General features: G+C 60.3%; 9 protein-coding genes. 3 read left to right on the top strand and 6 right to left on the bottom strand.

The genetic code is table 11. The features are described from left to right. Positions 1-80: 80 nt before the first annotated feature. The 3 genes from fadA to AB4P94_RS29545 form a co-directional block, all read right to left on the bottom strand. Positions 81-1256, bottom strand: coding sequence for an acetyl-CoA C-acyltransferase FadA (gene fadA, locus AB4P94_RS29535; protein ID WP_016975260.1), 1176 nt, complete (start codon positions 1254-1256; stop codon positions 81-83). A 29-nt stretch (positions 1257-1285) separates the two neighbouring features. After that, positions 1286-3433: a fatty acid oxidation complex subunit alpha FadB gene (gene fadB, locus AB4P94_RS29540; RefSeq protein ID WP_395608598.1), complete on the bottom strand. Its 2148-nt coding sequence runs from the start codon at positions 3431-3433 to the stop codon at positions 1286-1288. 495 nt (positions 3434-3928) lie between these two features. Beyond that, positions 3929-4366, bottom strand: coding sequence for a hypothetical protein (locus AB4P94_RS29545; protein ID WP_395608599.1), 438 nt, complete (start codon positions 4364-4366; stop codon positions 3929-3931). Positions 4367-4471: 105 nt separating this feature from the next. On the opposite strand from AB4P94_RS29545, the gene AB4P94_RS29550 reads away from it, so the two are divergent. Next, positions 4472-4912 (top strand): universal stress protein, encoded by a 441-nt coding sequence (locus AB4P94_RS29550; RefSeq protein WP_395608600.1) that lies wholly within the window; start codon positions 4472-4474, stop codon positions 4910-4912. A gap of 184 nt (positions 4913-5096) precedes the next feature. On the opposite strand, the gene AB4P94_RS29555 is transcribed toward AB4P94_RS29550, so the two are convergent. Beyond that, positions 5097-7019, bottom strand: a complete 1923-nt coding sequence (locus AB4P94_RS29555) for an ATP-binding cassette domain-containing protein (protein WP_395608601.1) — start codon at positions 7017-7019, stop codon at positions 5097-5099. 213 nt (positions 7020-7232) lie between these two features. On the opposite strand from AB4P94_RS29555, the gene AB4P94_RS29560 reads away from it, so the two are divergent. Continuing rightward, on the top strand, positions 7233-9161 hold the full coding sequence (locus AB4P94_RS29560; protein ID WP_395608602.1) for a transglycosylase SLT domain-containing protein: 1929 nt from the start codon (positions 7233-7235) through the stop codon (positions 9159-9161). Positions 9162-9205: 44 nt separating this feature from the next. On the opposite strand, the gene AB4P94_RS29565 is transcribed toward AB4P94_RS29560, so the two are convergent. Then, positions 9206-10984, bottom strand: a complete 1779-nt coding sequence (locus AB4P94_RS29565) for an ABC transporter transmembrane domain-containing protein (protein WP_395608603.1) — start codon at positions 10982-10984, stop codon at positions 9206-9208. A gap of 242 nt (positions 10985-11226) precedes the next feature. Between AB4P94_RS29565 and AB4P94_RS29570 the strand changes: the two genes are divergently transcribed. Continuing rightward, the gene (locus AB4P94_RS29570) at positions 11227-11400 is read left to right on the top strand and encodes a PA1571 family protein (RefSeq protein WP_395608604.1); all 174 of its coding nucleotides are present in this window, start codon (positions 11227-11229) and stop codon (positions 11398-11400) included. Positions 11401-11453: 53 nt separating this feature from the next. On the opposite strand, the gene pdxB is transcribed toward AB4P94_RS29570, so the two are convergent. Beyond that, complete coding sequence (gene pdxB, locus AB4P94_RS29575) at positions 11454-12596, bottom strand: 4-phosphoerythronate dehydrogenase PdxB (RefSeq protein ID WP_395608605.1); 1143 nt, start codon at positions 12594-12596, stop codon at positions 11454-11456. Between the last annotated feature and the right edge of the window lie 14 nt (positions 12597-12610).

Genomic DNA, 12610 nt, shown 5'->3' on the forward strand with positions numbered 1-12610 from the left:
AAATGTCTTGAAAAAAAACATTAAAAATTCCAAAAAACAAAAACCGGGGCACTGGGCCCCGGCTTCCGTCAACGGAACGCTTAAACGCGTTCGAAGACGGTGGAAATGCCTTGGCCGAGACCAATGCACATGGTTGCAACCCCAAGGTTGCCGCCATTTTGCTTCATCACGTTAAGCAAAGTGCCGGAAATACGTGCACCAGAGCAACCGAATGGGTGGCCCAGGGCAATCGCACCGCCGTGCAGGTTAACCTTCTCGTTCATCTTGTCGAGTACTTTCAAATCTTTCAGCACGGGCAGGGCCTGTGCAGCGAAAGCTTCGTTGAGCTCAAAGAAGTCGATGTCGTTGATGGTCAGGCCCGCGCGCTTCAAGGCTTTTTGTGTGGCCGGTACTGGACCATAGCCCATGATTGCCGGGTCCACACCCGCCACCGCCATCGAACGGATCACGGCCAGCGGCTGGATACCCAGGTCCTGGGCACGCTGCGCCGACATTACGATCATGCACGAGGCGCCGTCGGTGATTTGCGACGAAGTACCGGCTGTCACGGTGCCGCCCTTTGGATTGAAAGCAGGCTTGAGGGCCGCCAGGCTTTCCAGGGTGGTGTCCGGACGAATGGTCTCGTCGTAGTCGAACAGTTTCAGGAAACCGTTCTCGTCGTAGCCGTTCATCGGGATGATTTCATCCTTGAACTTGCCTTCCACGGTCGCCTTGTGGGCGAGCTGGTGGGAGCGCAAGCCAAACGCGTCCTGGGCTTCGCGGGTAATGCCGTGCATTTTGCCGAGCATTTCCGCAGTCAGGCCCATCATGCCCGAGGCTTTTGCCGCGTACAGCGACATGTGCGGGTTAGGGTCGACGCCGTGCATCATGCTGACGTGGCCCATGTGCTCCACGCCACCGACCACGAACACATCACCGTTGCCGGTCATGATCGCTTGCGCAGCGGTGTGCAGCGCGCTCATCGACGAACCGCACAGGCGGCTCACGGTCTGGCCGGCGGCCGTGTGCGGGATCTGGGTCATCAGCGACGCCATGCGCGCGATGTTCCAGCCCTGCTCCAGGGTCTGGTTGACACAGCCCCAAATCACGTCCTCGACTTCGTTCGGGTCGACCTTGACGTTGCGTTCCAGCAGTTTGCTGATCAAGTGCGCCGACATGTCCTCGGCACGGGTGTTGCGGTGCATGCCGCCCTTGGAGCGGCCCATCGGCGTGCGACCGAAGTCGACAATCACGACGTCTCTTGGATTCAAGCTCATAAATATTCTCGCTCTAGTCGTCTGGGCACTTAACCGAAGAAGCGCTGGCCAGTTTTGGCCATCTCGCGCAGCTTTTCAGTCGGGTGGTACAGCGGGCCCAAATCAGCGTATTTGTCAGCCAGGGCAACGAACTCAGCCACACCGATCGAGTCGATGTAACGCAGCGCACCACCACGGAATGGAGGGAAACCAATACCGTACACCAGGCCCATATCGGCTTCGGCGGCGGTTTCGACGATGCCGTCTTCCAGGCAACGCACGGTTTCCAGGCACAGGGCGATCATCATCCAGTTGATGATGTCTTCGTCCGACACTTCACGCTGTTCGTAGATGACCGGAGCCAGCACTTCGTGAACCGACGGGTCGGCAACTTTCTTCTGCTTGCCCTTCTTGTCGGCCTCGTAGGCGTAGAAGCCCTTGCCGTTCTTCTGGCCCAGGCGCTTGGCTTCGTAGAGCGCGTCGATCGCCGAACGGCGGTCGTCTTTCATGCGGTCCGGGAAGCCTTCAGCCATCACATCGCGGCCGTGGTGGCCAGTGTCGATGCCGACCACGTCCATCAGGTACGCCGGGCCCATTGGCCAGCCGAATTTTTCCATGACTTTGTCGATGCGCACGAAGTCCACACCGGCGCTGACCAGCTTGGCGAAACCGCCGAAGTAGGGGAACAGCACGCGGTTGACCAGGAAGCCCGGGCAGTCGTTAACGACAATCGGGTTCTTGCCCATTTTCTTGGCGTAGGCAACGGTGGTGGCCACGGCCAGTTCGCTGGACTTCTCGCCACGGATCACTTCCACCAGCGGCATCATGTGCACCGGGTTGAAGAAGTGCATGCCGACGAAGTTTTCCGGACGCTTGAGGGCCTTGGCCAGCAGCGAGATGGAAATGGTCGAAGTGTTGGAGGCCAGGATGGTGTCGTCTTTGACCTGGGCTTCCACTTCGGCCAGTACGGCTTGCTTGACCTTCGGGTTCTCGACAACTGCTTCGACCACCAGGTCGACGTGGCCGAAATCGCCGTAGGACAGCGTAGGACGAATGCCGTTAAGCACTTCAGCCATCTTCGCGGCGGTCATGCGGCCTTTGTCCACGCGGCCGACGAGCAGCTTGGCGGCTTCCGCCAGGCCTTGCTCGATACCGTGCTCGTTGATGTCTTTCATCAGGATCGGCGTGCCTTTGGACGCCGACTGATAAGCGATACCACCGCCCATGATACCGGCGCCGAGTACGGCAGCCTGTTTCACGTCCTTGGCGATTTCGTCGTAGGCCTTGGCCTTTTTCTTCAATTCCTGATCGTTCAGGAACAGGCCGATCAGGCTCTGGGCAGCGGAGGTTTTCGCCAGTTTGACGAAGCCTGCAGCTTCCACTTCCAGGGCTTTGTCGCGACCAAAGTTCGCGGCCTTCTGGATAGTCTTGATCGCTTCAACCGGCGCCGGGTAGTTCGGGCCGGCCTGGCCTGCCACGAAACCTTTGGCGGTTTCGAACGACATCATTTGCTCGATGGCGTTGAGCTTGAGTTTTTCCAGCTTCGGCTGACGCTTGGCCTTGTAGTCAAATTCGCCGCTGATGGCGCCCTTGATCAGGTTCAGCGCGGCTTCGGCGAGTTTTTCCGGGGCAACCACAGCGTCGACAGCACCGACTTTCAGCGCGTCTTCAGCACGGTTTTCCTTGCCGGCGGCGATCCACTCGATGGCATTGTCGGCACCGATCAGGCGCGGCAAGCGCACAGTGCCGCCGAAGCCCGGGTAGATACCCAGTTTGACTTCAGGCAGGCCGATTTTGGCAGTGGCCGACATCACACGGAAGTCTGCCGCCAGGCACATTTCCAGGCCGCCGCCCAGCGCGATGCCATTGATGGCAGCCACGGTTGGCACGTTGAGGTCTTCGAAATCGCTGAAAATCTTGTTGGCTTCGAGGTTGCCGGCCACAAGCTCTGCATCGGGCAGCTTGAAGTTGTCGACGAATTCGGTGATGTCAGCGCCGACGATAAACACGTCCTTGCCGCTGGAGACGATCACGCCCTTGACCGAAGCATCTGCTTTGATGGTGTCTACGGCCTGACGCAATTCATTCAGGGTTAGACGGTTGAACTTGTTGACGGACTCACCCTTGAGGTCGAACTTCAGTTCGACGATGCCACTTTCAAGAGCCTTAACCGTGATGGCTTTACCTTCGTAAATCATCAACTGATCTCCACGATATGGAAGCTGAACAGTACACACTGGACGCTGGCCTCTGGTTTGACACTGACGATTGCGTCAATGCTCAAGCCAATCCGCCAGGCACACCCGCCAATGCGATAGTCGGGGTTATGTATGAGCGGTCTGACAGACAAACGCTCAATTCATACGCCCGTTTGATTTGGGTACGCCACCTTCATCCAATTCCAGGCAATTGTCAATCGCTCGAAAGGCTAGGAAAAACGCGACTTTCCAGTCATTTCAGAACCCCAACCCTAAGCCCGCGACTCATCAATATTCAACTATTCATAAAATCAATAATGGAAAAGATGTGGGAAAAGGCTGTACAGAATGGGATATGCCGCTAGGCTAGCGACAACCGTAACGCGCCAGGATGAACATCCGACGCGGGTACCACAGATTTACCGGCCTGCCTGGCCAACTCCAGCCCGATGATGATGTCGGGCTTTTTATTGCCTGGTTTTTATCGCAAAGGCATCACGCTAGGGCTTTGAGCAATTTATCAATGTCCTGCAACACACTCACCTCGCCCTTCTCGCCCCAATACAGGGCGATCATTTGCTTGTCGGCCTCGACCTTGTAGACGTTCGCCGGCAGCGTTGCAAAATGCGGCAACAACTTCTCATCCACGCACACTTCGCGCCATTGGTTGACCCACACGCCGGGCTCCAGTTGCCAATAACTCCACAGGGCTGGCGAACTGCCGCGCCGTGGCCGGCAGTACTGCGCGCAGGGGCTCGGCGGCTCCTGTTTGAGCCAGTGCGGCCACTCCTGGGGCGACAATTGCATGGCCAAACCGATGCGGCGCGCCTCCATCCGCAAGGCCATGCGCCCACTCTGATGGCGCGACGGGCGCAGCCATGCCAGGGGGCTCAGAACCACCAGAAGGATTGACACCACTATCCAGACCGTCATATGTGTACTCCCGAATTTCCAGATGAGCGGATTTGATCTGACGCAACCCCATCCGCTTGAAAGCAGCCATACTGAATTTATTGCAGTCCCCTGGAGGAACGCCCCATGTCATACGAACATATTCTGGTCGCGGTAGACCTGACCGAAGAGTGCGATCCAGTGATCAAGCGCGCCCGCGCTTTCGCCGTCGCCAGCAACGCCAAACTGTCGCTGGTGCACATCGTCGAGCCCATGGCCATGGCCTTTGGCGGCGACGTTCCCATGGACCTTTCCCAGCTGCAGCAACAACAGTTCGACCAGGCCAAAGAGCGCCTTGACAAGCTGATCCTCAAATACCCTGAGGTGACCAAGGAAAACTCCCACCTGACTTACGGCCAACCACGCCAGGAAATCCACCACCTGGCCAAGGAACAGCATTGCGACCTGATCGTGGTCGGCAGCCATGGCCGGCATGGTCTGGCGCTGTTACTGGGCTCTACCGCCAATGATGTGTTGCACGGCGCGCCGTGTGATGTGCTGGCGGTGAAGCTGGTCAAAGCCCCTTAAGCCTAACGAAGATCAAATGTGGGAGCGGGCTTGCTCGCGAAAGCGGTGTATCAGTCACCAGATGCATCAACTGACAGACTGCTTTCGCGAGCAAGCCCGCTCCCACATTTTGAACTGTATTGGCCTATAAAAAACCCGGTGTTCATCCAAGTGAACACCGGGTTTTTTAATGCTCTGGAATCACTCAGGCATCCAGCTCGGCCCAACGCTCAACCAGCGCTTCCAGCTCCTGGTTCAAGGTTTCCAGGGACGCGATAACCTTGGCGGTTTCCGCCGCAGGGCGCAGGTAGAAGCCCGCATCAGCCATGTCCGCCTCGACGGCGGCGATCTGCTGTTCCTTGGCGTCGATATCGCCCGGCAAGGCTTCCAGCTCGCGCTGCAGCTTGTAGCTGAGCTTTTTCTTGTTGCTGGTAGCCGGCGCGGCCTCCTGAGCCGGTGCAGCAGCGACCGGCGTCACCACCGCCGACGTCAGGTCGGCCTTGCCGGACTTGCTCTCGGTCACGCCCAGCAGGCGCGGCGAGCCACCCTGGCGCAGCCAGTCCTGATAACCACCGACGTACTCGCGCACCTTGCCTTCGCCTTCGAAGACCAGGGTGCTGGTGACCACGTTGTCGAGGAATGCCCGGTCGTGGCTGACCATCAGCACGGTGCCGTTGAAGGTCAACAGCACCTCTTCCAGCAGTTCCAGGGTTTCCACGTCGAGGTCGTTGGTCGGCTCATCGAGCACCAGCAGGTTGGCCGGCTTGCTGAACAGCTTGGCCAGCAGCAAACGCGCACGCTCACCACCGGACAAGGCCTTCACCGGCGTACGGGCACGCTGCGGGCTGAACAGGAAGTCACCCAGGTAGCTGAGCACGTGGCGGCTCTGGCCGTCGATGTCGATGAAGTCACGACCTTCGGCGACGTTGTCGATCACGGTCTTCTCCAGATCCAACTGATGGCGCAGCTGGTCGAAGTAGGCCACGTCGATCTTGGTGCCCTCTTCGACCTTGCCTTGGGTCGGCTGCAGGCCATTGAGCATCAGCTTGAGCAAGGTGGTCTTGCCGGTGCCGTTGGCGCCCAGCAGGCCGATACGGTCGCCGCGCTGCAGGACCATGGAGAAGTCCTTGATCAGGAACGGGCCGTCCGGGTGATGGAAGCTGACGTTTTCCAGCACCATCACTTGCTTGCCCGACTTGTCGGCGGTATCCAGCTGAATATTCGCCTTGCCGGCGCGCTCACGACGCTCGCCACGCTCAACGCGCAGGGCTTTCAACGCACGCACACGGCCTTCGTTACGGGTGCGACGGGCCTTGATGCCCTGGCGGATCCAGACTTCTTCCTGGGCCAGTTTCTTGTCGAACAGCGCGTTGGCGGTTTCTTCAGCCGCCAGCGCGGCCTCTTTGTGTACCAGGAAGCTGGCGTAGTCGCCGTTCCAGTCGATCAGGCCGCCACGGTCCAGTTCGAGGATGCGCGTGGCCAGGCTCTGCAGGAAGGCACGGTCGTGCGTGATGAACAGCACGGCGCCCTGGAAGTCCTTGATGGCCTCTTCCAGCCAGGCAATCGCGCCGATGTCCAAGTGGTTGGTCGGTTCGTCGAGCAGCAGCAAATCCGGTTCGGAAACCAGTGCCTGGGCCAGCAGCACACGACGGCGCCAGCCGCCGGACAATTCGGCGAGAGTCTTGTCAGGTGGCAACTGCAGGCGGCTCAGGGTGCTGTCGACCAGTTGCTGCAAGCGCCAGCCATCACGGGCTTCGAGGTCCTGCTGAACGTGCATCAGCTTGTTCAGGTCTTCCTCGGTGACGCAGTTCTGCGCCAGGTGATGGTATTCGGCGAGCAACGCGCCAACGCCGTCCAGGCCTTCGGCAACCACGTCGAACACTGTCCGTCCGTCGGCCACCGGCAACTCTTGCGGCAATTCGCCGATCTTCAGGCCCGGCGCGCGCCAGACAGAGCCGTCATCGGGCTTCTGGTCGCCTTTGACCAGCTTCATCATGCTCGACTTGCCGGTACCGTTACGGCCAATGATGCACACCCGCTCACCACGGGCGATCTGCCAGGACACCTTGTCCAACAACGGCGTAGCGCCGAAAGCAAGGGACACATCGCTGAATTTGAGCAGGGTCATACGTTTCTCCAAAAACCGGGCGCGCATTCTACCTGAGTTGAGGGTGGGATGCGGTCGGCATTTTCGTGGCTGACACGTTCTGTAGGACATTTACAGGGAACTTCAGCCAGCGGGCCGGCAAAGCTTTCGCCGGCCGCCGGCAAAAGGCTAAGCTAGGGGCAATCAGTGTCGGCCGAGCCGGCACTAGTCGTGATTTCTCTGCACGGACGTCTCATGCGCAGTCGCCTTTTCAACTTTTTATCCTGTCTGCTTCTTTCCGCCACCGCCGTTCAATCCGCCCAGGCCGTGGACCTCACCACCCAACGTCAATATTACGATGAAGCCAAACGCGCCCTCGCCAAAGGCGACAGCGGCCCCTACATGCAATACAGCGCGGCCCTGGCCGACTACCCGCTTACGCCCTACCTGGCCTATGACGAGCTGACCGCGCGCCTGAAAACCGCGAGCAACGAAGAAATCGAACAATTCCTCGCCAAAAACGGCGACCTGCCCCAGGCCAACTGGATGAAGCTGCGTTGGCTGCGCTGGCTGGCCGACCGTGGCGACTGGCAGACCTTTGAAAAGTACTACGACGCCAAGCTCAATTTCGTCGAACTGGACTGCCTGCACGCTCAGTACCAGCTCACCCACAACCTGAAAGCCGAAGGCTACAAGAACACCGAAAAACTCTGGCTTACCGGCAAATCCCAACCGGCCGCCTGTGACGCGACCTTCGGCCAGTGGGCCGCCGATGGCCAACTCACCGAACAGAAAATCTGGGACCGCGCCAAACTCGCAGCCGAAGCGCGCAACTACGCGCTGGCCAACAGCCTGGTGAAAACCCTGCCGACCCTCGGCGCCCAGGGCCGCCTGATGGTGGACGTGGCCCAGAACCCCAACCTGCTTGGCGACCCGTCGCGCTTTCTGCCGGCCAACGAGGCCATGTCGGATGCCGTCGGCCTGGGCCTGCGCCGCCTGGCACGCCAGGACCCGGACAAGGCCATGGCCCTGCTCGACGGCTATGCCAGCAGCATGCACTTTTCCCGTGACGAAAAAGTGTCGATCGCCCGTGAAATCGGCCTGACGCTGGCACGCCGCTATGACCCGCGCGCCCTCGACGTGATGACCCAGTACGACCCGGAGCTACGTGACAACACCGTCTCCGAATGGCGCCTGCGCCTGCTGCTGCGCCTGGCCCGCTGGGAAGATGCCTACCAGTTGACCCGCAAGCTCCCACAGGATCTGGCGACCACCAACCGCTGGCGCTACTGGCAGGCACGCAGCCTGGAACTGGCCGAGCCGAAGAACCCGCAAGCCCTGGTCCTGTACAAGAATGTGGCCAAGGAGCGTGATTTCTATGGCTTCCTCGCCGCCGACCGCTCCAAGTCCCCGTATCAGCTCACCAACAAGCCGCTGGTGATGAGCCAGGCGTTGATGAACAAGGTGCGCAACACACCCGGCGTGCGCCGCGCCCTGGAGTTCTATGCGCGTGGCCAGGTGGTGGACGGCCGCCGTGAGTGGTACCACGTCAGCCGCCACTTCAACCGCGATGAAATGGTCGCCCAGGCCAAGCTGGCCTACGACATGAAGTGGTACTTCCCGGCGATCCGCACCATCAGTCAGGCGCAGTATTGGGATGACCTGGACATTCGCTTCCCGATGGCCCACCGCGACACGCTGGTGCGCGAGGCCAAGGTGCGCGGCCTGCATTCGAGCTGGGTATTTGCCATCACTCGCCAGGAAAGCGCCTTTATGGACGACGCCCGCTCCGGCGTCGGCGCCAGCGGCCTGATGCAACTGATGCCCGGCACCGCCAAGGAAACTGCACGCAAGTTCAGCATTCCCCTGGCCTCCCCGGCCCAAGTGCTGGACCCGGACAAAAACATCCAGCTCGGCGCGGCCTACCTTAGCCAGGTGCACAGCCAGTTCAACGGCAACCGCGTGCTCGCCTCCGCCGCTTACAACGCAGGCCCCGGCCGCGTGCGGCAGTGGTTGCGCGGCGCCGATCACCTGAGTTTCGACGTGTGGGTGGAAAGCATCCCGTTCGACGAAACCCGCCAGTATGTGCAGAACGTGCTGTCTTATTCGGTGATCTACGGGCAGAAGCTCAACTCACCGCAGCCGCTGGTGGATTGGCATGAACGCTATTTTGATGATCAGTAAGGTTGGCTAAAGGCCCTGTGGCAAGCACGCTTGCCACATGAATCTCACTGGCCTTCACGTTCACCCTCACTGAACTGCAACGCCGCCAGCCGTGCATACAACGGGTTGCTCGCAATCAACTGTTGATGCGTGCCCACTGCCACCAGCTTGCCCTGGTCCATCACCGCAATCCGGTCGGCATTCTTCACGGTGGCCAGCCGGTGGGCGATGACCAGCGTAGTGCGCCCCTGCATCAACTGCGGCAGGGCTTGCTGGATCAAATGTTCACTCTGCGCATCCAGGGCACTGGTGGCCTCGTCGAGCAGCAGGATCGGCGCGTCCACCAGCAACGCGCGGGCGATGGCCAGGCGCTGGCGTTGGCCGCCGGAGAGGCCCATGCCGCCATCCCCGAGGTGGGTCTGGTAGCCGTCAGGCATTTGCAGAATGAAATCATGGGCGTGGGCAATGCGCGCGGCCGCTTCGACCTGCTCGCGGGTGGCGGACGGGTTGCCGTAGCGGATGTTTTCTTCGACGCTGCCGAAAAACAGCGCCGGGCTCTGAGACACCAGCGCGAAATGGCGGCGCAGGTCCATGGGGTCGAGTTCGGTCAGCGGTTGGCCTTCGAGCAGGATCCGGCCTTGCTGGGGGTCGTAGAAGCGCAGCAGCAAGTCGAAAATCGTTGATTTACCGGCGCCGGAAGGGCCCACCAGCGCCAGGGTCTCACCGGGGTTGACGGTCAGGTTCAAACCATCGATGGCATAACTGTCTGGCCGCGAGGGGTAGGAAAAACGCAGGTCTTGCAGCTCCATGCGGCCGCTGACGCGCTCCGGTAGTTGCACGCAGCCTGCGGCAGGCGCCTGGATCTCGTTGCTCGACTGCAGCAGCTCACCGATACGCTCGGCGGCACCGGCAGCGCGTTGCAGCTCGCCGAGCACTTCACTCAAGGTACCGACGGCGCTGCCGACGATCAGGCTATAGAACACAAACGCCGCCAGCTCACCGCCGGAAATCCGCCCGCCAATCACGTCCATGCCACCGACCCACAACATCACGCCCACGGCCCCCAGCACCAGCATGATCACCAGGGTAATCAGCCAGGCACGCTGCACAATGCGCTTGCGTGCCGTGGCGAAAGCGTCTTCCACGGTGACGGCGAAGCGCTGCTCGTCCTGCACTTGGTGGTTATAGGCCTGTACGGTCTTGATCTGGCCGAGGGTCTCGGAAACATAACTGCCAACGTCGGCAATGCGATCCTGGCTCAGGCGCGACAGGCTGCGCACCCGGCGCCCGAATATCAGAATCGGCGCCAGCACCAGCGGCAGCGCCACTACCACGATGCTGGTGAGCTTGGGGTTGGTGACAAACAGCAACACGATGCCGCCGATGACCATCAACGCATTGCGCAGAAACAGTGACAGTGACGAACCGATCACCGATTGCAACAACGTGGTGTCGGTAGTCAGCCGCGACTGGATTTCCGAGCTGCGGTTGTTCTCGTAGAAGCCTGGGTGCAGGTAGATCAGGTGGTTGAAGACCTGCCGGCGAATGTCCGCCACGACCCGCTCGCCGATCCACGACACCAGGTAAAACCGCGCAAAGGTGCCCACCGCCAGCCCCAGCACCAGCACCATGAACAGCCCGATGGATTGGTTGAGCAGGTGCGGCGATTGGGTCATGAAACCCTGGTCGACCAGCAGGCGAATGCCCTGCCCCATGGACAAGGTAATGCCGGCGGTGACGATCAGCGCAAGCAAGGCACCCAGCGCCTGCCAGCGATAAGGCGCAACAAAGCGGCTGGCGAGACGGATCGCGCGGCGTTGACGGACTGAAAACATGGAGGGCATCACCTGATGAGCGCAGATAGGTACACCACAACATTGGGGGAACTTGAGTAAATAACAATGAGTCAGGTTAATTATGCCCACCGATGCTGGCCCCTAGAGGCTATCGGTCTAACGCCTGGCTGGAAATTTGTATCGGTTTCTGGTGCACTTGGGGTTCGAACCGGTGATCTTGTAAGGAGTTGTAATAGCTCGGTCACGCGGGGGAATTAAGGTAGGTACACAACCTGATGAGGAGACAGGCCATGACCTTGCAAAACAGCAGCGAAGCCAAGATTAAAGTAATTCGCCAGCCGCAGCAGTTGCCTTGCTCGTATATCGATGCCAAAGGCCGCGAAGTGCAAATTACCGAAGAAATGATCCAGCAGTCGTGCCGCGAGCTGGAACAGAGATTGGTCAAGCCTGCCCAGCGAGGCTGAAGCGCCCACGCTCTTTCAAACCCGGCCCAGGTGGCCGGGTTTTTTATGCGCCGTTAGACCGTCTGAGCACCCAGGGCAGCCACGATATTCGACATTACGGCCGACTCACCGTTGATACGCACCTTCAAGCCATCAATCTCACGGCGTTCCGGGTAGTGTTTGCGCAGCAGGTCGAACGCCTTGCGCTGTTCTTCCACGGTGCCCACCAGGCTGCGGCGGAAATCCGCATCATCGCGTCGCGGGTCGTACACGCTGCGGCACAAAGTGGCCAACGCCCAGGCCGGATCGGTCGATGCATTCAAATGCACTTCGGCCAGCCAAGGCTGCGGCAGCAAGTCACTCAGTTGAATGCCCGGTTCCTGGCCCACGTGCGCACAGAACGCCTGATAGATCTGCGCCGTGCCGCGCTGCTTGCCGTCCAGGCTGTAACCGGCGATATGCGGGGTGGCCAGTACACACAGGTCGGCCAGGTCGACGTCCACCTGCGGCTCGCCTTCCCACACGTCCAGCACCGCTTGCAGGTCTTCGCGCTCCAGCAACACCTCACGCAAGGCGGCGTTGTCCACCACCGGGCCACGGCTCGCGTTGATCAGCCAGGTGCCGGGCTTGAGGCTGTTGAGGCGTTGACGGTCGAACAGGTGCCAGGTGGAGCCATTACCGGATTTGGTCAGTGGCGTGTGCAGGCTGATCACGTCGCACTGTTCGATAATCTGCTCCAGGCTCACATAGCCGCCGTCTTCAGCGATCTGACGCGGCGGGTCGCACACCAGCACGTTCCAGCCCAGGCCCTTGAGCACCTTGACCAAGCGCCCGCCCACCTCACCCGCGCCCACGACGCCGTAAGTGCGCCGACTCAGGTCGACGCCTTCGATTTCGGCCAGGGTCTGCAGGCTGCCCAGCACATAATCCACCACGCCACGGGCATTGCAGCCTGGCGCGCTGGACCATTGAATCCCGGCCTGCTTGAAGTAATCCAGGTCCAGGTGATCGGTGCCAATGGTGCAAGTGCCGACAAAACGCACTTTCGTGCCGTCCAGCAAAGCGCGGTTCACATTGGTCACCGAGCGCACCAGCAGCACATCCGCCTGCTCGACCGTGGCACGGTCGATGGAACGGCCGGGCACCCGGCGAATCTCGCCAAACCCTTCGAAGAATGCATCGAGCAGCGGGATATTTTCGTCGGCAACAATCAACATGGCAGGCTCCTTTC

The sequence above is a fragment of the Pseudomonas sp. B22129 genome (assembly GCF_044218875.1).
Taxonomy (GTDB): domain Bacteria; phylum Pseudomonadota; class Gammaproteobacteria; order Pseudomonadales; family Pseudomonadaceae; genus Aquipseudomonas.

Excerpts from the sequence above, each read along its gene's own strand:
- fadB (WP_395608598.1), bottom strand. The coding sequence starts at position 3,433 with ATGATTTACGAAGGTAAAGCCATCACGGTTAAGGCTCTTGAAAGTGGC.
- pdxB (WP_395608605.1), bottom strand. The coding sequence starts at position 12,596 with ATGTTGATTGTTGCCGACGAAAATATCCCGCTGCTCGATGCATTCTTC.
- AB4P94_RS29560 (WP_395608602.1), top strand. The coding sequence starts at position 7,233 with ATGCGCAGTCGCCTTTTCAACTTTTTATCCTGTCTGCTTCTTTCCGCC.
- AB4P94_RS29550 (WP_395608600.1), top strand. The coding sequence starts at position 4,472 with ATGTCATACGAACATATTCTGGTCGCGGTAGACCTGACCGAAGAGTGC.
- AB4P94_RS29545 (WP_395608599.1), bottom strand. The coding sequence starts at position 4,366 with ATGACGGTCTGGATAGTGGTGTCAATCCTTCTGGTGGTTCTGAGCCCC.
- fadA (WP_016975260.1), bottom strand. The coding sequence starts at position 1,256 with ATGAGCTTGAATCCAAGAGACGTCGTGATTGTCGACTTCGGTCGCACG.
- AB4P94_RS29565 (WP_395608603.1), bottom strand. The coding sequence starts at position 10,984 with ATGCCCTCCATGTTTTCAGTCCGTCAACGCCGCGCGATCCGTCTCGCC.
- AB4P94_RS29570 (WP_395608604.1), top strand. The coding sequence starts at position 11,227 with ATGACCTTGCAAAACAGCAGCGAAGCCAAGATTAAAGTAATTCGCCAG.
- AB4P94_RS29555 (WP_395608601.1), bottom strand. The coding sequence starts at position 7,019 with ATGACCCTGCTCAAATTCAGCGATGTGTCCCTTGCTTTCGGCGCTACG.